Here is a 20967-nt window from a genome sequence, read left to right on the forward strand (position 1 = left end):
TATGCAAATATAAAATATTAAATCAGTCTAAAGCTATAGTGCAAATAGTACAAGGTGTTACAACTTATAAGCCGGGAATTAGTTTTTGCAAGCCTTCAAAATGTTTTTGTGTATTAATGAGCTGATTAATATGCTGCTGCGCGTTTTTGCCTAATTCAGCTATTTGTTGACTATCGGCATATAATAACCTGATCTTTTCGGCAAGCTGGTTGTAGTTGCCCGGTTCAAACAGCAAACCGGTTTGCCCGTCAATTACCATCTCAGGTATAGCGCCAATGGCCGAACCAATAACAGGCTTACCCAATGCCATGGCCTCAACCACAGTAAAACCTAAAACCTCATACCATTCTGACGCGCAGATCAAAAATTCGGCGCCATTAATTATCTGTAAGGTTTCTTGCTTGGTTTTTTTACCCAAAAACGTAACGTTGTTTAATCCATTAGTTTCTTTAAATTCTTGCAGGACCTGTTCCTGCGTACCGGTTCCTATAATTTTGAGCTCGATATCCGGACATTGTTGCATGGCATGCAATATCGTGTGCGCACCTTTTATTTTCTCCAGCCGGCCAACAAATACAATGTATTTTTCTGCAAACAGCCGTGGTTTTAATGCGGCTGCTGCAATTTCTGTATAATCATAACCATGATACAGCTGAACCAGTTTATCAGCAAAGAAATTAAAGGATCTGAATTTTTCGTACAAAAAAACCGAAGGGCATACGTAATGGTCTACGTATTCATAATAATTAAGATACTTATGAACATAGTTTTCAAGCGCGGCTACGGTACTTGCAAGGTATGAACCTTTTTTACAGGAGTGGGTGATGCAATTATAAAACGCGCCGCCAAAACACCGTTCGCAGATCTGGTCATGGCTTATAAAAGTGCTTTCGGGGCATATAGGCGTATACTCGTGTAGTGTCCAAATAATGGGGATGTTTTTTTCTTTTAATATTTTTAAAATGGTAGGCGTAATATAATGGTGGATGACATTGATATGCGCAAAATCTATTTTAACATCATTTAAAAGCTGTTCCAGGTTTTTCTGCGCTTCGGTAGAGTAAATGCTTTTACTTACAACCTTTATACCCTGGGTAATACTGCGCCGGTTAATTTTTTTATAATCTATATTCTCAATAAAATAATCGCTGTAGGGCGATGGAAAGTTCCGGTCGTCCTTCATTGAAAATGGTATAACGTGGTGTCCTTTTTGTTCGTAAAGATCAACCACATTTTCAACATACGTCCAATCTCCGCCGCTTGGATACCATGTCCAGTTTATAACAAGAATATTCATTATATCTAATTGCTTTGGTTGGAAATAAATGTTTTTATGTGTTAAGCAAACAAAAGTCAAATATGGTTGTATTATATCAGATAATATTATGCAATTATAAAGTTTGGGCTTTTTTGTGTTTTTACCAATCAATTTAACAATATAAGACGTATAACTATAATAATTATGTAAGCAAATTATGGTTTTTATTAATCGTGCTTGAAAAAATATAATGGTATTGAATCAAAAAAAATTAATTTTGTAGATTGAACATAAGCAAGGCTGGCTGGCTATTTTAAAACATCTACCAGATGTTACCGTTATGGTTTAAACGTTTATATGAAGAAAAAAATTTACATTGCTGGTGCGGGTGGAATGCTTGGAGAAGCTTTTTATCGCATATTTAAAAGTGATTATGAGATCAAATGCACAGACAAGGATGTAAATGAACAATGGCTTAGTTTTCTTGATTTCAGAAACTTTGACGCTTACAAAAGAGACGTAGAAGCATTTAAACCCGATTACCTGTTTCATTTAGGCGCCTATACCGACCTTGAATACTGCGAGTTAAATCTTGACGATACTTACCTTACTAATACCACTTCGGTTGAAAACGCGGTGTTTATAGCCAATAGATTAAACATCCCGATGCTTTATATAAGCACCGCAGGGATTTTTGATGGTACTAAAGATTTTTACGACGACTGGGATGAGCCTAACCCGCTTGGTCACTACGCACGGTCAAAATATATGGGCGAGCGTTATGTACGCGAAAATGCTACACGCTACATTATCTGCCGCGCCGGCTGGATGATGGGTGGCGGGCCTGATAAGGATAAGAAATTTATTAATAAACTGATCAAACAATTGGCAGATGGCAAACGCAATCTGCATGTTGTAAATGATAAAGATGGTACGCCAACTTTCACGGTAGATTTTGCCAAAAACGTAAAATTGCTGGTAGAGCGCGAATACTGGGGCCTGTATAACATGGTTTGTAACGGCGAAACCAGCAGATATGAGGTAGCAGAGGAATTAGTAAAAATACTTGGTCTTGAAAATGAAACCGTATTAAACGAGGTTCCGTCAAGCTATTTTAAGGATACTTACTTTGCCCCAAGGCCGCCTTCAGAAAGGCTTATTAATAAAAAACTGGAGCTGCGCAGCATGAATATTATGCAAGACTGGCGTATAGCGTTAAAACAATACATCGATAACTATTACACAGACTACCTGAAAGAAAACGATATTTATTTATCAAAAGAACATATTACTATATAAATATTTACTTTAGATAATGCGTATTGCTGCTTTTGGCTTTCGGTCTATCCCCTTGGCAAAAGGTGCTGCAGGAGCAGATAAATTTGCCCTCGAATTATTTCCCCGCCTTGTAAACCGCGGCCATAGTGTGCTTGCTTATAACCGCCGTTATCCTGACGTATTTGTTGATGTTGATGAATATAAAGGCGTAAAAATAAAGACCTTTAAAACCAGCGCTAAAAAGGGCTTGGATACACTGGTACACTCTTGTAAATGCACATTTGATATTATTTTTAACAACACTGCCGATATTGTACATATACAAAATGGCGGTAACAGTATCTGGGCGATACCCTTACGTTTATTTGGTAAGAAAGTGTTTATAAGCCAGGATGGCGTAGACTGGAAACGCGACAAATGGCCCTGGTATGGTAAGTTATATTTACGTTTTTCGGCGTATTTGACGGCCCATTTGCCCAATGAGGTCATATTTGATAATGTGATAGCAAAAAAGCTGTTTGAAGATAAATTTAAAAAAAACTATAAGTTTATACCATTTGGCAGCGAGGTAGAGGCAGGAACAAGCGACACCGATATTTTAGAAAGACTGGGGCTTGAAAAAGGCAGTTATTATCTTTTTGTTGGCCGATTTATACCCGACAAAGGCCTGCATTATCTTATACCCGCATTTAAAAATTCCGGGTCTAAGAAAAAGCTGTTGCTGATAGGCGGATCGCCCAATCCCTCGTCATACGAAAAACAGCTGATGGACATGGCGGATAGCCAGGTGATCTTTCCGGGATATGTTTATGGCAATGATACCAACACCTTGATGGTAAATTCATATTGCTACATTCAACCATCGGATGTTGAAGGTTTATCGCCGGTTGTACTGACGGTTATGGGGCTTAACGTTCCGCTGATCGTAAGTGACATAGAAGAGAATCAGTACGCGGTAAACGGTACCGCCCGGATGTTTGAAAAAGGCAATATCAAGTCGTTGACCGAAGAAATAAACTATTGCGAGAACAACTATCCGGAAATGTTGAAACTGGCTCAAAAGGCCTCAGAACGCGCGCTGAGCGCATTTAATTGGGAAAAGGTAGCCGATGAACACGTAGAGGTGTTTTTAAACAGCTAAACAGCTTTCTTGAACACTTCAATAAGTTGCAGGGCCGTGTTATGCCACGAGAATAATTTAAGCCGCTCTATGCCTTTACTACTCAAGTCATCACGAAGTTGCTTATCATCCAAAACCAGTTTTATTTTTGTACTCATATCATCGGTATCAAACGGATCAAATGATAATACCGCATTGCCGCCAACTTCGGGCAGGCAGGTATTATTAGCTACAAGCACAGGTAATCCATAACTAAAAGCCTCTAACACAGGTATGCCAAAGCCTTCGTTTACCGACGGGAATACATACACCAAGGCGTTTTTATAAAGCAAGCCCAGTTGGGTGTTTGATAAATAGCCGGTAATAATAACATCCTGCTGTAGTTTAGCATCTGCAATGGAATTAATTATTTGCTGATAGTCGGTATCTGTTTGCGTGGATGGGGTAGGGCCCGCCAATACAAGCTTTAATCCCGGATAACCGGATGCCTTGATCTCAGCGAAAGCTTTTATTAAGGCCGGGATGTTTTTCCTTTTAAACATGGACCCTACATGCAGCAGATAAGATTGAGGATTTAAAGAAAACGAGTTTAGCAATTGGTTCGCATCCTCCGCATTCAAGTTATCAGCCAATGTTTTTGGCCCTTCGGGGATAACAACCAGCTTTTCATTGCCGATGCCTGTGTAATGATTGATCTGCTTCTTTGCCCAGGCAGATGGGGTTACTACAAAAGGCGACCTTTTTGCAGCAGGAATAGCCGTTTTTTTATACAACCACAGCCAAAGCCTGCCATAGTTTTGCGGCGTTTCAAAAAAGAAAGCGTCATGAAAAACGGGGATGGTTTTATATCCCAAGTGTACCAGCGGGACAAAATTATCGGTACAAAAAATCACGTCGCACCCCTTAAAAAAAGCTTTTAAGGGCAGTACAATCTGTTTCCATAATTGGTAACGGGCATGCTCCGTTAGTTTTAACAATTTATTACTACCGGTATAAACCGGGATCGAGGTATCTAAAAAACAGAAGCGAAGGCCGTCAGTTTCTAACTTTTTAAATTCGATATATAACTCTTCCAAATAAGTACGTGTACCGGTTTTAGCTAACCTGAGGTCGCGTACATCAACAGCTATTTTTAACGGCTTAGGCATTGATTAGTTCGCGTCCCTGCTTTTTATTACTTTGGCCGGCACACCCGCTACTATTGAATTTGCGGGCACCGATTTGGTAACCACACTACCGGCGGCTATCACACAGCCATCGCCAATGGTTACGCCTGCCAGTATGGTTACACCGCCGCCCAGCCAGCAATTATTGCCTATAACCGTAGGTTGCTTACTAACGCCCTGTGCTTTTATGGTTTGCGACAGGTCTGAAAAATTATGATTCTCTGAAAATACCTGTATGTTGGGTCCGGTTATTACATCATTGCCAATGGTAATGCCGCCCTGTCCGGCTAAAAAGGCACGGGCGCCAATACCTGTACGGTCGCCAATGGTAATGCCGGTCCCTTTTTGGGCTATTATGCCGGTGCAAAATAATATCGAGTCGCGCGCTATGGATATATCGTCGCCGAACGTAATGCCGTCGAATGATAAAGCGTTGATACTTACATTGTCATCCAGTATCAGGTTTTTACCCGCTATAACCTGGTAACCGTGTCTAACCTTAACATGAGTACCCACAAAAACAAAGCCCACCGATTTTTTTAAGAATGGTTTTAAAAACAATCCCCTTATCACCTGGAAAAACCTGACCCAGGCGATACTAAAAAGATCGCGGCCCGAGTGGGGGCTTTCCCACTTATAGTCAGGGTCTTTCTTTAGCGTTTTTATGAGTTTCTCAATGATCATTTGCCGGTTGTAATTGAGGTCTTAAAGGATACATGATCATACTGATCAATATGCCGGATAAAAACCAGTTCATATATGACAGGTAGGACGATGATTCAACTTCGGATGTTAACATGGGGATGAAAAAACCAACCTTTATTAAAAAAACAGCCATACATATTTTTCGTTCTTTGCCTTTTAACAGGGGCAGCCATTTTAAACACGTTTTAATAAACATTACATAAATGGCCAGGTATAAAAGTAAGGCAATTACACCAGCCTGCACCCCGATAATGATAAATTGATTCTCGCCGCCCACGTTTTCGCCCAACGAACCGGCCACCCGTCCAGATGTACCCAGGCCCAAACCAAGCGGGTGCGCTATCATAGACATGATACCTTCAACCCATTGTACCAGGTGGCCAACGCTTGATGGATCGCTAAAATCTACCGTGTTCATTAAAACGGCAATAAGCCCGTTATGGTTATTATTTTCAAACTGGGTGAACAGGTAGATCAAATAAACAGCTACCAGGCCTACACCCACGTGTACCGTGCCGGTGATGTACTTTTTCTTAGTTACCAGCGCGTAAATATAAATGATAAAGAAATAAGCGACTAACGGCGCCCGTGATAAGGCGAATATGATGGAAAGAAATGAAGCTATGATGGCCAGTACGCCAATGCTTGTAGGTTTAAACTTATTATCGTCGCGTGTGTATAGCGCCGCTATAACTGATAATGCCAGCAGGGTAGCGGCCGCATGTTCAAGCGGGTTATTAAAAAAACTGGCAAAGCGCCGCAGCCCGCTATCCGAGTCGAACGTTGTGCTTAAACCAAAAACACCGCTCGGTTCAATATTAAAAAAGTAATAACAATAGTCGGCGTACCCGGTAAACAATTGCAGTTGCTGCTGCATAGCTACCTCAACTAACAAAACTGCGCCTGCGGCGATGGTTAACAGAATAATGTAATTGAAATATTTGTTGACGAAGATGGATTTAGGATCTGACAGGCGGCCCGCGAAATATACCACGATATAAAAAGACGTGCTTTTAAAAGCCAGCAGGCGGTCAACAAAGCCCTGGTCGCCAATGGGTAAAATGGCGTAAATGAAGGTATATACTAAAAAGGAAAGAATAGCGTAATCTAACAGGTGGAACCTGGGCCTGTACCTCAAACTCAAAATGTTTAAGGTAAGCACGCTTAATACCAGGATCTCTTTAAAAAACTGGAAAACAGGGATCAAGCTTTTAAAGCCCATCATAAACGCTACAGACATTGCCGTAGTGTACATGGATAGCCCGAAAATTAAAAACAGCAGTATCCCCTCGGTACGGCCTTTGCAGACCTCTCTTACCGCCATTACAAACGAAACGAGATATATGAGTGGGAATATAAACATGCTTACCGGATGCTGCTATTAGTGGGCGACCAAATTTGATCGCCTGGTGTAAAAATACCTTCTTTTAAACCCTTCATCAAAAGCCTTGCTTTTTCTTTACGTCCCCGCAATATAAAATAGGCTAATAAAGCAAGATAATAAAAGCCATTGTAAATAAGGTTTACCGGGTAATAAGCCGTCAACGCGTAGCGCCTTAAAAACCAGATATGGTTACGGCTGATGTAATAATGAATAACCGGGCTTAAAAAACCTTCCTTTTTTTCAACTTTGGCCGATACACCTGCCTCGTGGTACATCTTGCACGCCGGTAAATAATGCAGCTCATAACCCAGATCGCGTAAGCGAAAAGATAGCTCGACATCCTCATAATACAAAAAAAATTGTTTGTTAAATAGGCCGCTCATGATTAAGGCCGAGTTACGGATCATCATACAGCAGCCCGTTACCCACTCAACAATTTTGTAAGTATTACTATCGGGTGTTTCGGTTGATGACCTGGTTACACCTAACAGCGAGTTAAAGCTGCCTTCGCCGTTCCAGATACGGGTTCTGTCGTGCATCCAGTAAATGGCAGGTTGTACGGCCGCGGCGTGTGAATAATTGTCCAGGTGTGTTTTAAGGCCGGTTACCAGGTCTTCATCAACCAGGGTATCCGTATTCATCACCAGCGAATAAGTGTAGCAATTATTAATACTATATACCAGCCCCTTGTTATTCCCTTCAGCAAAGCCGAGGTTCTCTTTATTGTCGATATAGATAAGGTTGGGAAATTGCGCTTTAAGCAATGCCAATGAATTATCTGTCGACCCGTTATCTGCCACGATGATATCAAACAACTGCTCATCGCAGTATTGCAGCAATGATAAAATACAGTTTGCCGTATGTGCGGGTGTATTCCAGTTAAGCAGTATCAGCGCTACAGGTTTAGACATTTTGAACCGGCGATTTTTTTATAACATATTCATACATAACCGAGGCGCTAAGCTCAATAATAAGCGTGAAAGAAGCTATCAGCAAATTATTACCGGTAGCTACCAACGCAAATGCTGCCCCAGCTGCTACAAAAATTAAAATTACGGCAATTTTAAACAGGTACACGTTTTTGCTTTTTAAAAGCATATCGAGCACGCTGAATACATTTAATGCCGACACTACCGGCACAAAGGCCATAACCCTTAACACCATAACCGCGTCGGCATTGTGTTTTTTTGACAGGATAAATATGATCAGGTCTGCCAGTATAAAAATTACGATAGCGCCTGCTGAGAATATGCCTGCAAACAAGTATTTAGACCGTTTGCGGTACGCATCCCATGCGGTTGCGCTTTGTTTATAGGTATTTACCGCGTTTGGATAAACCGCGTTACTAACTATGTTAAGCAGGTTGCGGCACTGGCCTATAAACCTGTCGCATAAAGTATAAGCACCCAATAAACTTGAATTATGCCACTCTAACGCAAATATGATGATAGATTGCTGCAGGTTGGCCGAAATATTATTTACAGTAAGATAAAAATTGTCTTTCGCTATGGTCAGCAGGTCAGTTTTTAGCGGAATATAAAAGCTTAATTTAAAATTACGGGCAAAATAGATCAACAGCCCTAAGTAGGTAACAACATTGCCTGTCCCTAAAATAAAATTGACCCAACCGGCATCGGCGGGCGCTTTTATAAAAACTAAAATAGCCAACACCGCAGCAATGTTTGATACCAGGTTCCAGATATTAAATATCCTGATCTTTTCAATACCTATAAAAAAGCATAGCGGATTAAATACCTCGGCCAAAACAACAGGGGTTGCCAGTACAATATAGTTGTAGCTGCCGGCATGCAGCCAGTAAAAGCCGATTAGTCCTAAAAGAAACAGAGAGAAAATGATGATGCGGATCCATAACGTGCCTGAAAATACCGCGCTCAATTTTTCAGTGTCAGCAAGATTAAAAGCAACATCTTTTACGCCCGATTGCCCGGTGCCATAGTTGATAATGGTGCCAGCAAGTGTTGAAAAACGATAAGCGAACATGATCATGCCAAAACCCGCGATACCAACATTACCGGTTATAATGCGGATAGTAATGAACAGCAATAATATGTTAGAGATCTGTATACTGCTTAAATTAAGGAAGTTGGATAGGATATTAGTGGCCCTTAACTTTTTGTAAGACTCTTTTACGCGTTGTTTCAAATGTTACAGATTGATAGCAAAGCAAATTTAACTTAATTTATTATATTCACAGGCAGGGCATTTATTATACCGGTTATATAAAACAATATCAGTGGCATTATTATTTACATTATTCTGTGTGGTATAATTATCTTCGCACATCAATACTATAATTTATGAATTTTCTTAACCCTGCTATAAAAGATCTTAAACAATTTGGTAAGGATAAACATGAGGAATATATAAACGCGGCACCTTTCCCCAACATCGTAATTGATGATTTTTTTGATGAGAAATTTTTGAGCAAAATAGTCGCCGATTTCCCGGACCTTTCAAAGCAGCAGGATGTTAAGGTTTACGATAATCAGAACGAAAAAAAATACGAAGCCAAAGGCGAAAAGTATTTTAGTGATGATACCAAGCAATTTGCCCACTACCTGAACTCGCAGCCGATGCTGGATTTTTTGCAGGAACTTACCGGTATAAAAGAGACCCTTACATCCGACCCATATTTTGTAGGCGGCGGGTATCATGAAATTAAACCCGGCGGTTTACTAAAAGTGCATGCTGATTTTAACAAGCACGAATTTTTGAAGCTGGACAGGCGCATCAACCTTTTAGTGTATTTAAACAAGGACTGGGAAGAAAGTTACGGGGGGCATTTCGAGTTATGGGACAGGGAAATGAAACAATCGCACAAAAAAATATTGCCTGTATTTAACCGCGTGGCCATATTTTCAACTACCGATTTTTCATACCACGGCCACCCCGACCCGCTTACCTGCCCGCCTGATCGTAGCCGAAAATCAATGGCGCTGTATTATTACAGCAACGGCCGCCCAAAATCTGAGATAAGTGACAGGGCGCATGCCACGCTTTTTAAAGGCCGCGCAGGACAAAATGACGAAGTGACAAAAGAACCCATCACCTTTAAAGATGTTGTGCGCGAAATAACCCCGCCAATATTATTAAAAACTATAAAACAAATAATACGGTAAATTCAATCGTAAATTACATCTTTGTTAAGCTAACTATTTATCATAATGAGTACTATCGTTGTTTTTGGAGCCTCGGGCCAGTTAGGGCAGTGCATAAAATATGTATCAGGCCTAAAAGGATTAACCAATGTGGTTTTCCCGCCCGAGTCTGAAGCAAATATCCTGGATGTTGAAGGTTTAGATAAAATTTTTGGTCAGTATAAACCTGCTTATGTTATCAATTGCGCGGCTTACACCGCTGTTGATAAGGCCGAGGATGACCAGGAACTTGCCGAAAAGATCAACAACACCGGCGCATATAACCTGGCTGTTAAATGTAAAAGCTATGGCGCTGTACTGATCCATATCTCAACAGATTTTGTGTTTAAAGGCGATGTTGCCCGCCCGCTTACCGAAGTGGATGTAGCAAGCCCTATAAGTGTTTACGGCCAAACCAAACTGGATGGCGAGGTAGCCATAGCATCGGTTTTGAAGGAACACTTTATTATCCGTACAGGCTGGCTGTATTCTGAGTTTGCCAACAACTTTGTTAAAACCATGCTCAAGCTGGGCAGCGAGCGCGACGAACTTAAAATAATTGCCGACCAGGTTGGCACACCCACCTATGCTATTGACCTTACGGAGTTTTTCCTGATGATCATTAGCAGTGGCAGTACGGCTTACGGAATTTATCATTATGCCAACGAGGGCGTAACCTCATGGTTTGATTTTGCCCGTGCTGTATTTGATATTTCGGCAACGCAAGTAAAGGCAATCCCTATCCGTACAGATCAGTACCCTACAAAGGCTACCCGCCCAAGCTATTCTGTAATGGATAAAACTAAAGCAAAAGAAACATTTAACATCAAGATACCGTATTGGAGGGACAGCTTAATAAACTGTATAGCTAAACTTCAACAATAACTTAAACCACATGAAAGGAATAATCTTAGCAGGCGGATCAGGCACCCGGCTTTATCCTATAACCAAGGCCATAAGTAAGCAGTTAATGCCAATTTATGATAAGCCGATGATCTACTACCCCTTATCAGTATTGATGCTGGCCGGTATAAAAGAGATCTTAATAATTACTACTCCAGAGGATAACGAAAGCTTTAAACGCTTATTAGGCGACGGAAAAGAATTAGGCTGTAATTTTGAATACGCCGTACAAGCCGTACCTAACGGCCTTGCCCAAGCATTTGTAATAGGCGAAAAATTTATCGGTAATGATAAAGCGGCGCTTGTACTGGGCGATAACATTTTTTACGGCAGCGGTTTCAGTAAGCTGGTACAAAGCTTTAATGATGTAAACGGCGCGGCAGTTTTTGCCTACCCGGTTGCAGACCCTGAGCGTTACGGTGTTGTTGAATTTGATAAAGATTTTAAAGCGCTATCAATCGAAGAAAAACCGTTAGAGCCAAAATCTAATTTTGCGGTGCCGGGCCTTTATTTTTATGATAACACGGTAATCGAGATAGCCAAAAACTTAAAACCATCGCCACGCGGCGAATACGAGATAACCGACGTAAATAAATATTATCTTGAAAAAGGTACTTTACAGGTAGGCGTAATGGACAGGGGCACAGCCTGGCTGGATACCGGTACGTTCGATTCGTTAAGCGATGCCAGCGAATTTGTGCGCGTAATTGAAAAACGCCAGGACACCAAAATCGGCTGTATCGAAGAAATTGCCTACCGTATGGGCTTTATTGATAAAGATCAGTTAGCCAGTTTGGCACAACGTTATATAAAAAGCGGTTACGGCCAGTATTTGTTAAGACTGCTTAAATAAGAATTACTTTATTATGTCCACGCAGGGTCTCCTGAAAGGGACCCTGCGATGCGACGTAGTGAACATAACTATTCTTCCCTCAACAACTCATCAACCATTTCAGGTTGCACATCATCCGGCTTTAGCCAGTGCATTTGCTGATCCTTTCTGAACCAGGTGAGCTGCCTTTTTGCAAAGCGGCGGGTATTTTGTTTAATCAGGCTGATGGCTTGGTCGAAGTCGGTTTTGCCGTCAAAATAATCAAACAGCTCGCTGTAGCCAACAGTATTTAAAGCGTTAAGATAGCGGTAGGGGGTAAGTGCTCTCACCTCGTCAATCAATCCCTGTTGTACCATGTCATCAACCCGTTTGTTTATGCGGTCGTATAATAACTCTCGGGGCAGGTCTAACCCGATCTTTAAGATATTAAACGGGCGTGTATTTACTGTCGCTTTGCGGTATGACGAAAATGGATTGCCCGTACTCCTGAAAACCTCAAGCGCCCTTATAATCCTTTGCGGGTTGCTCAGGTCAACTTCGTTGTAATAATCGGGGTCGGCTGTTTTTAGTTCTTCCTGTAGCGCCGCGATGCCTTTTTCTTCAAACTCAAAGTTTAATTGTTCCCTGATGCCTTCGTCAGCCTGGGGGATCTCATCAAAACCCTCGCACAGCGCCTTGATGTATAAACCTGAGCCGCCAACCAGGATTACTTTGTCATGCGATTTAAAAAGATCATCCAAAAGGGCAAGACCCTCTTTCTCAAAATCGCCAACAGAAAATGGGTCGGTTATAGCATGCGAATCGATAAAATAATGCTTAACCTCGGCTAATTCTATCCAGGTGGGTTTGGCTGTGCCGATAGACATCTCCTTATAAAATTGCCGTGAATCTGCCGATACCACTACCGTTTTATAGTGTTGCGCCAGCCTGATACCCGCAGCAGTTTTACCCGACGCGGTAGGCCCGGCAATTACTATCAGGGTTTTTGTAGTCGACAGTCCATGGTCCATAGTTTGCAGTCCATAGTCCATAGTCCATGGTCGATAGTATGATCATAGTTAAACAGGTGCTATGGACTATCGACTATGAACTATCGACTAATTAATAATCGTCGTGCGATTTGCTGTCTTCTTCAAATCCTTCGTCGTCGGCAAACTCGCTTCCAAACTCGTCTTCTTCCTCCTCTTCATGCTCGTCGGCAACTGCTTCGCCGGTTTCGTCTACTTCAGAGAAATCTTCGGTATCCTCATGGTTCATGCCCATTTCATTCAGGAAATCAAAGTCGTCGCCTGTATCGGCAGTAGCGGCGGTAGCGGCATCTGCAACGGTAACAAATTGTCTTGGCGCGTCGCCCACTGATTTAATAATTGCAGGGTAAGTTACGCCTGCTGCTTCATCCAGGATGATCTTCATCAGCTCGACATGAAAATCAAACGGACGATCGAAATTGAAGGTGTAATAAAATTTTTGGTGCGGATCATCTATCCGGCTGCTTAGTTTCACCTTTTCCATCAGTGCCACACCGCGGTCAATCCTTTTTTGGTTAGGCAGGTAAGTAACTTCTTCGCCTTTTATCCATTGGTCATTGCTGATATAAAATGATGACGGATATTCTGCATTGTAACCTGTTGACTGATGTATAGCCCGGTGAAGATCCTCAAATGTCTGGGTCGATTTGATATCGATCTCTCTTGTTACATCATCATAATCCTCAAAGGTAACTCTAAACCTGTATAGTGCCATTGTGTTTTGTAGTAGATTTTTATTGGGTAAAAATAATATTTTAATTTTTGATTGAGTTTGCCACAACTTTTAAGCCAATTTCTTCGCCGGTCTTGATAGTGAAGGTAATTGCCTCTGCGCGTGCATTCGGGATCTCGCCTTCCAGTATCGCTTCGCGGATCTTATTTTTGATAATACCCACCTCGCGGCCCTCTTTTATACCGAATAGCTCCATAATATCGGTGCCGGTAACGGGTGGCTGCCAGTTGCGGATACTGTCGCGCTCTTCAACGTCTTTTAATTTTTGCTGAACTAACTCAAAATTGTTACGATACTTTTTAACCTTGTACTCGTTTTTTGTGGTAACGTCTGCTTTACACAACAACATTAGCCCCTCAATATCATCGCCTGCCTCAAAAAGCAAACGGCGCACGGCCGAGTCGGTTACGATAGACTGCGACAGCACGATGGGCCTTAAATGCAGCTGTACCAGCTTTTGCACCTGCTTCATTTTTTCGTTTAAAGGCAGTTTTAACTGTGCGAAGATCTTGGGTACCATACGCGCGCCTTTATCTTCATGGCCATGAAATGTCCAGCCGTGGCCCGGCTCAAAGCGTTTGGTAGCGGGTTTGGCAATATCATGCAGTATGGCTGCCCAGCGTAACCAAAGGTCGGCAGTGGTTTCGCAAATATTATCCAGCACCTGCAGGGTATGGTAAAAATTATCTTTATGGCCCTTGCCGTCAATATAATCTACGCCGTAAAGCGCTGTCATCTGCGGAAAGATCTTGTGCAGCAGGCCGGTATCAAACAGGTAATTAAATCCTATTGACGGTTTTGCCGACAGGATGATCTTGTTCAGCTCGTCGGTTATGCGTTCCTGCGATACGATGCTGATACGGTCGACATTGTTTTTTATGGCTTCGACAGCCGTCTCATCTATCTTAAAATTAAGCTGCGACGCAAACCTGATGGCGCGCATCATCCGCAACGGATCGTCAGAAAAAGTCTCGATAGGGTTAAGGGGTGTTCTGATCAGCTTTTGTTCCAGGTCGCGGATGCCGTTAAACGGGTCAATCAACTCGCCAAAGCTGTCCGGGTGTAAAGAAATGGCCAGGGCGTTAATGGTAAAGTCGCGGCGTTTCTGGTCGTCTTCAAGCGTGCCGTTCTCAACTATGGGCTTGCGCGAATCTAAGCGGTATGATTCTTTGCGGGCGCCAACAAATTCGATCTCAAGGTCCTGGTATTTTAAAGACGCGGTACCAAAGTTTTTATAAATGGCCAGTTTTACCTTAAGCGCGGCGGCAACGGCCTCGGCAAATTCAATACCATTACCTATGATCACGATATCAATATCTTTTGACGGGCGATGCAAAAAAATATCGCGCACAAACCCGCCTATGGTATATACCTGTAGGTTTTGCCGGCCGGCAAGCTGCGATATTATAGCAAATACAGGGTGTTTTAAATGCGCCTTCATGATTTTGCAAAGCTAACAATAATTACTGTTTTGCGTGGAGGATGAAGGCAATTGGCTAATGCAAGTACTCTAAGTATGTTAAAGGTTTCTGTAAGCAATATGTGGGGACGAGTGACTTTTGGTGATCCACTATATAAAAAATAGTCCGAAAGTGCTATTTTAATTCTTTTAATTATCAGTTACTTAAATCAAAAATACACTTAATTTTCCTGACTTTTGTGGTGTATCAAAGTGTTCCACTAATTTAGTTAAAGTGTTTATTAGCAATGCGTTAGTAAAAATGGTATTCCAGGTGTTTCACATTCTCAATTGGTACACCTGTTAGCTGTCATCGTCTCAAAAACTCAAACTTACCGTCCGGCTCCAGCCGCATAATGGTCGATGGGTTTTTGATCTCCATGCTGTGCTGGTCTATGTCCACCACATAGTCAACCCCGTCAATAATCTCCTGGTCTATCTGCGAGAAGTATTGCGGCGATGGCTTACCGCTGATGTTTGCCGACGTTGATACCAGCGGCCGGCGTAAACGCTGTATCAGCCCCTGGCAAAACGGGTGGCCTGATACCCTGATGCCGATACTGCCGTCGGCCGCTATGAGGGCCGGCGAGATGTTACGCGCGCCCGACATAACCAGGGTTAAAGGGTTCTCGGCATATTCAATCAGGTTATAAGCCAGTTCGGGCACTTCCTGTACATAGCTGGCCAGCTTGGCATCAGTATCCAGCAAAATGATCATGCTCTTGGTTTCGCTGCGCTGTTTAAGGCGATAGATCTTTTGCACAGCCTCGGTATTGGCTGCATCGCAGCCTATCCCCCAAATGGTATCGGTAGGATAAAGGATAATACCGCCGTCCTGTACAACTTTAAAAGCTTTGGCAACTTCGTCTTTAAGCATAATAAGTATTCTTTATGATCAATAATGTCTGATATTAAGGCTTTAATACTTTCTTTAGCAATTGTTTGCCCGGCAGTTCAACAAGTTGGTACACCATCATGGAACACACCAAAAGTACAGCAGTTATCAGGTACAAATTAACGGCTTGATTTTGAAACTTTATAACCCGGTTTAAAATAGAGAAGACAGGGTACTGCAAAATGTAAACGCAGTAGCTAATCTCGCCCAGGTATACAAACAACCGCATAGACAGAAATCTGCTGATATAACCATTATTCAAAGCCAAAAGCAAAATGAACGGCCCAAACAGGATAGCAAGCAATCCATTGTGGAAATTGGCAACAGGCTGAAAACCGGTTGATTTTAACAGTGGCAACAACAGGCACCCCACCATTAACAGCATGAAGCAAACACTTAAGGCAAGATCGTTTTTAAAGTAGCCCTTTTTATGCCATTGCAGGTATATAAACCCAAACAGGTTACCCATTAAAAACTCGTTCAAATGCGTTAGCGGCCCGTAAAACAAGATCTTATCGTAGTAGGCCGGTACCGGACCTGTAATATTGAATACGATAAAACACGCAACCTGCGATATCACCCAAAAGCCAATAACCCACAAGGCTGTTTTCTTTAAACTGCTACCCAGGTAAACGCGGTTATATATCAAAGGGAAAAGCAAATAAAAGAACAGCTCGACAGATAATGACCAGTCGGGTAAGTTATAGGAAAGCACATACGGCGGTATAACGGTATGTAATAGAAGTGCTTCGGCGGCAAGCTGTAAATAGTTGATGTCCTTTAATGAAAAGAGCATCAGCGCAAGCGCCAGTATATAGACCGGGTAGATCTTTGCTACGCGATTAATGTAGTAGTTTTTGGTATTGATTTGCTTATCGCCATTGCTGTAGGCAACAACCATTACAAAGCCCGACAAGCAAAAGAAGTAACTAACCGCAACATTGAAATGGTTTATAAGGATAAATAAAACCCCATGATCAAAAGGGAACACACCTTTGCCAAAATGGAATATGACTATGCCTAATGCAGCTATAAAACGTGTAAAGGTTAGTTGTTCAATTCTCATTTTTGCATACCTGCCTGTATCAGCAAGTTAATTAATACGAGCTTGTAAAAGGGCAACTATTTGCATATCATCCAACAACTCCATACATTTCGGTACGCCGTATAGCTTGCATTCGTTACGTACGCAGGGTTCGCAGTCTAATTGGCTGGCCCGTAATACATTAAGCTTTTCTTTATTATACGGGGCAGTGTTATGTTCATTGCCGGCACCAAACAAGGCGATAACCGGTAAGCCCACACTATTGGCCAGGTGAGCAGGGCCTGAATCGGTAGTGAGCAGTACTTTTGCGCCTGCCATTAGGTTGGTTAAGGTTAACAGTGTGGTTTTGCCTGCGTAATTCTCTATCCGCGCGGCATTATTAACACCAGCCAGTATCTGCTCTATAAACACCGAATCTTTCGGTCCGCCTAACAGGCCAAACTTGTTATCGGAGAATAAGCCGGTCAGCAGATTAAGCAGGGCGCGGCCTTTCTCCAGTGGCATACGCCGCGATGCCGCTTCCGAGTTAAAATTGATCAGTATTAGCCCGTTGGGTTTTACCTCGGTTACGGTAAGCGATACCTTACGGCCGGTTACCGGCATTTCGGTAAGCTGTTCTAATATGGAGAGGTACTCATCAACCCGGTGAGCGTTTGCAGGCCTTTTGCAAACTTTGGTCAGCATAAAAAAACCGCCTTCTTTGCTAAAGCCCACGCGTTGTTTAGCCCCGGTAGCTTTACCCATTACTGCTGATGATAAAGAATCAGGCAGGGTGAAAAACAGGTCGTACTTTTCAGAACGCAGGGTTTTGCCGTAGCGGTAAACACCGCCAAGCCCTTTATACTCGTCTTTTGAAAATGAGTGGATCCTGGTTAAACCGGGAATAAGGGAGGCAATTGCACTAAGCTCTTTTTTGATGATAACATCAACCTGCGCTATAGGATAAGTTTGCTTAACCGCCTCGATGAAAGCTGTACTCATAACTACATCACCAAGCCAGTTAGGCAATCTTACCAGTATTTTCATATTTAGAGATTAGAGGTTGGAGATTAGAGATTAGGATAGTCGCCTGTGACTAATCTCTAACCACTAATCTCTAATCTTTTACACAGCAACGTTATTTTCCCTCAAAGCATCATTCAATGAGGTCTTTTTGTCGGTCGATTCTTTACGGGTGCCAATGATCAATGCACATGGTACCTGGTAATCGCCGGCAGGGAACTTCTTGGTATATGAACCCGGGATAACTACCGAGCGGGCAGGTACACGGCCTTTATATTCAACCGGGGTGCTGCCGGTAACATCAATGATTTTGGTTGATGCAGTTAAAACCACATTGGCGCCTAATACAGCCTCACGCTCTACATGCACGCCTTCAACAACAATAGCTCTTGAACCCAGGAAACAATTGTCCTCGATAATAACCGGTGCTGCCTGTACAGGCTCTAGTACGCCGCCAAGGCCTACACCACCGCTAAGGTGAACGTGTTTGCCAACCTGCGCGCATGATCCTACGGTAGCCCAGGTATCAACCATGGTGCCTTCGTCAACATAAGCGCCTATGTTTACATAACTCGGCATCATAATAACGCCTTTTGCCAAATATGCGCCATAGCGTGCAGAAGCACCAGGTACTACGCGTACGCCGGTAGTTTGGTAGTCGGTTTTTAGTTTCATTTTATCATGAAACATAAACGGCCCGGCTTTAATTTCTTCCATTGTGCGGATAGGGAAGTATAGTATAACGGCTTTCTTTATCCAGTCGTTAGTATGCCAGCGGCTGCCAATCAGTTCGGCAACGCGTATCTCGCCTCTATCCAGTCTTTCAATAACTGTTTCAATGGCGTCTATGTATTCTTTGTATTGTAATAGATTCCTGTCTTCCCAGGCCAGTTCAATGGTTTTCTTTAGATCTTGCATCGGTATTTTAAACTTTACGACAAATTAAAGGAATTTTGGGGAGATTTGTTTGATATGTTCAATCAATGTAATTTACAGCCATGTTTAATTCAACCAAATCCAAGTTTTGGATCAAAGTTTTGATAAGGCTTACCGCTCAATTGATAATAGGTTTTTTGATTTTCGATATGTACCCGGTTATGTCAATGTTATTTTTAGGGGAAGGCGGTGATAGTTTACTATACTCAAAAGGAAATTCCGTGGTTTGGGCTTTATCGCCAATTGTGATACCCTTTTTATGGAATGTACAAGAAATATTTGGTGCGGATGATATACCAACAAAAAAAAGGATGTATCAAATAGTTGGAATCGCTTTTTTTATTATTTATTTGGTTTTTATATCCAGTTGGGGAATTTTAAGAGGATTTAGAATTTAGCTAAGGGCCGATGATAAGTTTCGCTAAAGCAATAATCAATATTAAATTTGCCAAATTATAACTATGCCCGAAAAAGAGAAACTCCGAATAGATAAATACTTATGGTCCATCCGACTGTTTAAAACGCGGACGCTTGCTGCTGATGCCTGCAAAGCCGGGCGGGTTAAGTTGGATGGTAACAATATCAAACCATCGCACGAAGTAAAGCTGGGCGAAGTTTACCAGGTGTCAAAAGGGCCGGACCGTAAAGTAATCAGGGTGACGGGACTGTTAGAAAGCCGTACGGATGCCAAAACCGCCGTTGGTTATTATGAAGATATTACCCCGGTTGAACAAACGCCCGCGTTTAAATCAATGTTCCAGGCTCCGGTGCTAAAACGCGACCGAGGTACCGGCCGCCCTACAAAACGGGACAGGCGCGAGATAGATGGCCTGCAGGAGGACTTTTTTGAGAAAGGGGATCAGTAAGAATGTGTCAGTCCGTTTTTCGCAGAATAGCAATTAAATTGTATATTTAGTTAGTATGGTCTATTTGCTTTTTTTCGCTCTAACAGCATTTGCATTATTATTTATTTCACTTCCGTTTTTTAAAAAATTAGATGAACCGCCAACCCGGCATCGCATTAGCTCAATTGATGGTTTAAGGGGATTCCTGGCATTCGCGGTAGTAGTTAATCACTTTGACTCGACACTTTATACTATAAAGTTTTCAAAATGGGGTACTTACCACCTCTTTGATGGTTTGTTGGGCGAGGTTGGCGTCTCCATATTCTTTATGATAACTGGTTACCTTTTTTGGGGAAAACTGCTCTCATCGCAAGGAAAAACCAACTGGAAGATCTTATTTGTAAACCGTTTTTTCAGGATAGCGCCCGTTTACTACGCGGTTTTAATACCCGTATTGCTAATTGTGGGTTTTGCTACAGGATTTCAAATAAAGGTGCCGCCCCTAAGCCTGGTTTATTCCTTATTCAGATGGCTGTTTATCGGGATGCAAACCATGGGGGACATCAATACATTCCAGATGATGTGGGTGCTTGGGGTAGTGTGGACTTTGCGTTATGAATGGCTATTTTACTTCTCGTTAATTTTTACCTCGTATTTCATCAGGAAAAATGTTTCGCTTTTATTCTGCATAGCCGGCTTAATACTGGGTTTGGTACACCTGCAATTCTGGCATCCTGACAAACCTGCAATACCTTTATTCTTGTGCGGCATGCTGTGTGCCACACTTAAAAGCATGAATGTGAATATTAAAAGTCACGATTTACTTAATTCATTCATAGCCGTTCTGTCGATAGTTTTGATTTTTACCTTTTTTCATACAGCGACAGGGGTGGTGCAGGTATTGTTATTACTGGTTTTCTTCTTCCTGATCACAATTACCGACTCACAGTTATTCGGCTTGCTTTCACTCACAGGTGCTAAACGCATAAGTCATGTCAGCTATAGTTTATACCTGACACACATGTCTGTGCTGTATCTTTTTTTCAATACCCCGGCCATAAAAAACTTTTGCAAACAAGGCGATAACCAGTTTTGGCTGTTAACTTTTGTTTGTACGCTTATTGTTATAGTTACAAGCTCATTATGTTATTACTTTATTGAAAAAGGCGGAGCGTTAGCCGGGAAAAGATTTGTGAAGAAATATATGCAATAACAAGCCA

21 protein-coding genes are annotated in these 20967 nt (G+C 42.1%); 8 read left to right on the top strand and 13 right to left on the bottom strand.

Annotated elements, in window-relative coordinates:
- Positions 1 to 64: 64 nt before the first annotated feature.
- A complete protein-coding gene (locus tag FO440_RS11170) occupies positions 65 to 1297 on the bottom strand; it encodes a glycosyltransferase family 4 protein (protein WP_144248351.1) in 1233 nt (410 codons plus the stop codon).
- A gap of 318 nt (positions 1298 to 1615) precedes the next feature.
- Between FO440_RS11170 and FO440_RS11175 the strand changes: the two genes are divergently transcribed.
- Both FO440_RS11175 and FO440_RS11180 read left to right on the top strand, forming a co-directional pair.
- Positions 1616 to 2557 (top strand): SDR family oxidoreductase, encoded by a 942-nt coding sequence (locus tag FO440_RS11175; RefSeq protein WP_144248352.1) that lies wholly within the window; start codon positions 1616 to 1618, stop codon positions 2555 to 2557.
- A 16-nt stretch (positions 2558 to 2573) separates the two neighbouring features.
- Positions 2574 to 3677 carry a glycosyltransferase gene (locus FO440_RS11180; RefSeq protein ID WP_144248353.1) on the top strand — a complete coding sequence of 368 codons (1104 nt, stop codon included), beginning with the start codon at positions 2574 to 2576 and terminating at the stop codon, positions 3675 to 3677.
- Here FO440_RS11180 and FO440_RS11185 read toward each other — a convergent pair.
- From FO440_RS11185 to FO440_RS11205, 5 genes are read right to left on the bottom strand one after another with little or no spacing between them, the layout of a single operon-like run.
- The gene (locus FO440_RS11185) at positions 3674 to 4804 is read right to left on the bottom strand and encodes a glycosyltransferase family 4 protein (RefSeq protein ID WP_144248354.1); all 1131 of its coding nucleotides are present in this window, start codon (positions 4802 to 4804) and stop codon (positions 3674 to 3676) included. The two genes, FO440_RS11180 and FO440_RS11185, sit on opposite strands and share 4 nt — an antisense overlap.
- A 3-nt stretch (positions 4805 to 4807) precedes the next feature.
- Entirely contained in the window at positions 4808 to 5506 is a 699-nt protein-coding gene (locus tag FO440_RS25045; RefSeq protein ID WP_222103973.1) for an acyltransferase, read from the bottom strand.
- Positions 5496 to 6851, bottom strand: a complete 1356-nt coding sequence (locus tag FO440_RS11195; protein ID WP_144248355.1) for an O-antigen ligase family protein — start codon at positions 6849 to 6851, stop codon at positions 5496 to 5498. The genes FO440_RS25045 and FO440_RS11195 overlap by 11 nt, the downstream gene beginning before the upstream one ends.
- A 41-nt stretch (positions 6852 to 6892) precedes the next feature.
- Positions 6893 to 7822: a glycosyltransferase family 2 protein gene (locus tag FO440_RS11200; protein WP_144248356.1), complete on the bottom strand. Its 930-nt coding sequence runs from the start codon at positions 7820 to 7822 to the stop codon at positions 6893 to 6895.
- Entirely contained in the window at positions 7815 to 9074 is a 1260-nt protein-coding gene (locus tag FO440_RS11205) for an oligosaccharide flippase family protein (RefSeq protein WP_144248357.1), read from the bottom strand. The genes FO440_RS11200 and FO440_RS11205 overlap by 8 nt, the downstream gene beginning before the upstream one ends.
- 155 nt (positions 9075 to 9229) lie before the next feature.
- Between FO440_RS11205 and FO440_RS11210 the strand changes: the two genes are divergently transcribed.
- From FO440_RS11210 to rfbA, 3 genes are read left to right on the top strand one after another with little or no spacing between them, the layout of a single operon-like run.
- Complete coding sequence (locus FO440_RS11210) at positions 9230 to 10051, top strand: 2OG-Fe(II) oxygenase (protein ID WP_144248358.1); 822 nt, start codon at positions 9230 to 9232, stop codon at positions 10049 to 10051.
- A gap of 45 nt (positions 10052 to 10096) precedes the next feature.
- Positions 10097 to 10954, top strand: a complete 858-nt coding sequence (gene rfbD / locus FO440_RS11215) for a dTDP-4-dehydrorhamnose reductase (protein WP_144248359.1) — start codon at positions 10097 to 10099, stop codon at positions 10952 to 10954.
- Between the two features lie 10 nt (positions 10955 to 10964).
- Positions 10965 to 11825, top strand: a complete 861-nt coding sequence (gene rfbA / locus FO440_RS11220; RefSeq protein WP_144248360.1) for a glucose-1-phosphate thymidylyltransferase RfbA — start codon at positions 10965 to 10967, stop codon at positions 11823 to 11825.
- 68 nt (positions 11826 to 11893) lie between these two features.
- Here the strand turns inward: rfbA and miaA are convergent, their stop codons facing one another.
- From miaA to FO440_RS11255, 7 genes are all read right to left on the bottom strand, one after another.
- A complete protein-coding gene (gene miaA, locus FO440_RS11225; RefSeq protein ID WP_144248361.1) occupies positions 11894 to 12835 on the bottom strand; it encodes a tRNA (adenosine(37)-N6)-dimethylallyltransferase MiaA in 942 nt (313 codons plus the stop codon).
- 70 nt (positions 12836 to 12905) lie between these two features.
- On the bottom strand, positions 12906 to 13547 hold the full coding sequence (locus FO440_RS11230; protein ID WP_144248362.1) for an IS1096 element passenger TnpR family protein: 642 nt from the start codon (positions 13545 to 13547) through the stop codon (positions 12906 to 12908).
- Positions 13548 to 13587: 40 nt separating this feature from the next.
- The gene (locus FO440_RS11235; protein ID WP_144248363.1) at positions 13588 to 15006 is read right to left on the bottom strand and encodes a CCA tRNA nucleotidyltransferase; all 1419 of its coding nucleotides are present in this window, start codon (positions 15004 to 15006) and stop codon (positions 13588 to 13590) included.
- A 328-nt stretch (positions 15007 to 15334) separates the two neighbouring features.
- Entirely contained in the window at positions 15335 to 15901 is a 567-nt protein-coding gene (locus tag FO440_RS11240; protein ID WP_186292647.1) for an L-threonylcarbamoyladenylate synthase, read from the bottom strand.
- Positions 15902 to 15935: 34 nt separating this feature from the next.
- Positions 15936 to 16985: an acyltransferase family protein gene (locus tag FO440_RS11245; protein WP_144248365.1), complete on the bottom strand. Its 1050-nt coding sequence runs from the start codon at positions 16983 to 16985 to the stop codon at positions 15936 to 15938.
- A gap of 27 nt (positions 16986 to 17012) precedes the next feature.
- The gene (locus FO440_RS11250) at positions 17013 to 17990 is read right to left on the bottom strand and encodes a glycosyltransferase family 9 protein (RefSeq protein ID WP_144248366.1); all 978 of its coding nucleotides are present in this window, start codon (positions 17988 to 17990) and stop codon (positions 17013 to 17015) included.
- Between the two features lie 78 nt (positions 17991 to 18068).
- On the bottom strand, positions 18069 to 18884 hold the full coding sequence (locus FO440_RS11255; RefSeq protein WP_186292648.1) for a 2,3,4,5-tetrahydropyridine-2,6-dicarboxylate N-succinyltransferase: 816 nt from the start codon (positions 18882 to 18884) through the stop codon (positions 18069 to 18071).
- An 80-nt stretch (positions 18885 to 18964) separates the two neighbouring features.
- Here FO440_RS11255 and FO440_RS11260 point away from each other — a divergent pair, with 80 nt between their 5' ends.
- The 3 genes from FO440_RS11260 (at position 18965) to FO440_RS11270 (ending at position 20960) form a co-directional block, all read left to right on the top strand.
- Positions 18965 to 19300, top strand: coding sequence for a hypothetical protein (locus FO440_RS11260; protein ID WP_144248368.1), 336 nt, complete (start codon positions 18965 to 18967; stop codon positions 19298 to 19300).
- Between the two features lie 63 nt (positions 19301 to 19363).
- On the top strand, positions 19364 to 19768 hold the full coding sequence (locus FO440_RS11265) for an RNA-binding S4 domain-containing protein (protein ID WP_144248369.1): 405 nt from the start codon (positions 19364 to 19366) through the stop codon (positions 19766 to 19768).
- 55 nt (positions 19769 to 19823) lie between these two features.
- Positions 19824 to 20960 carry an acyltransferase family protein gene (locus FO440_RS11270; RefSeq protein ID WP_144248370.1) on the top strand — a complete coding sequence of 379 codons (1137 nt, stop codon included), beginning with the start codon at positions 19824 to 19826 and terminating at the stop codon, positions 20958 to 20960.
- Positions 20961 to 20967 lie beyond the last annotated feature (7 nt).

Source organism: Mucilaginibacter corticis (assembly GCF_007558865.1).
Lineage (GTDB): Bacteria > Bacteroidota > Bacteroidia > Sphingobacteriales > Sphingobacteriaceae > Mucilaginibacter > Mucilaginibacter corticis.

Coding starts and splice junctions, on each gene's coding strand:
- FO440_RS11265 (WP_144248369.1), top strand. CDS start 19,364: ATGCCCGAAAAAGAGAAACTCCGAATAGATAAATACTTATGGTCCATC.
- FO440_RS11250 (WP_144248366.1), bottom strand. CDS start 17,990: ATGAAAATACTGGTAAGATTGCCTAACTGGCTTGGTGATGTAGTTATG.
- FO440_RS11180 (WP_144248353.1), top strand. CDS start 2,574: ATGCGTATTGCTGCTTTTGGCTTTCGGTCTATCCCCTTGGCAAAAGGT.
- FO440_RS11195 (WP_144248355.1), bottom strand. CDS start 6,851: ATGGCGGTAAGAGAGGTCTGCAAAGGCCGTACCGAGGGGATACTGCTG.
- FO440_RS25045 (WP_222103973.1), bottom strand. CDS start 5,506: ATGATCATTGAGAAACTCATAAAAACGCTAAAGAAAGACCCTGACTAT.
- FO440_RS11230 (WP_144248362.1), bottom strand. CDS start 13,547: ATGGCACTATACAGGTTTAGAGTTACCTTTGAGGATTATGATGATGTA.
- FO440_RS11170 (WP_144248351.1), bottom strand. CDS start 1,297: ATGAATATTCTTGTTATAAACTGGACATGGTATCCAAGCGGCGGAGAT.
- FO440_RS11210 (WP_144248358.1), top strand. CDS start 9,230: ATGAATTTTCTTAACCCTGCTATAAAAGATCTTAAACAATTTGGTAAG.
- FO440_RS11240 (WP_186292647.1), bottom strand. CDS start 15,901: ATGCTTAAAGACGAAGTTGCCAAAGCTTTTAAAGTTGTACAGGACGGC.
- FO440_RS11235 (WP_144248363.1), bottom strand. CDS start 15,006: ATGAAGGCGCATTTAAAACACCCTGTATTTGCTATAATATCGCAGCTT.
- rfbD (WP_144248359.1), top strand. CDS start 10,097: ATGAGTACTATCGTTGTTTTTGGAGCCTCGGGCCAGTTAGGGCAGTGC.
- FO440_RS11245 (WP_144248365.1), bottom strand. CDS start 16,985: ATGAGAATTGAACAACTAACCTTTACACGTTTTATAGCTGCATTAGGC.
- FO440_RS11185 (WP_144248354.1), bottom strand. CDS start 4,804: ATGCCTAAGCCGTTAAAAATAGCTGTTGATGTACGCGACCTCAGGTTA.
- FO440_RS11255 (WP_186292648.1), bottom strand. CDS start 18,884: ATGCAAGATCTAAAGAAAACCATTGAACTGGCCTGGGAAGACAGGAAT.
- FO440_RS11175 (WP_144248352.1), top strand. CDS start 1,616: ATGAAGAAAAAAATTTACATTGCTGGTGCGGGTGGAATGCTTGGAGAA.
- FO440_RS11270 (WP_144248370.1), top strand. CDS start 19,824: ATGGTCTATTTGCTTTTTTTCGCTCTAACAGCATTTGCATTATTATTT.
- miaA (WP_144248361.1), bottom strand. CDS start 12,835: ATGGACTATGGACTGCAAACTATGGACCATGGACTGTCGACTACAAAA.
- FO440_RS11260 (WP_144248368.1), top strand. CDS start 18,965: ATGTTTAATTCAACCAAATCCAAGTTTTGGATCAAAGTTTTGATAAGG.
- rfbA (WP_144248360.1), top strand. CDS start 10,965: ATGAAAGGAATAATCTTAGCAGGCGGATCAGGCACCCGGCTTTATCCT.
- FO440_RS11200 (WP_144248356.1), bottom strand. CDS start 7,822: ATGTCTAAACCTGTAGCGCTGATACTGCTTAACTGGAATACACCCGCA.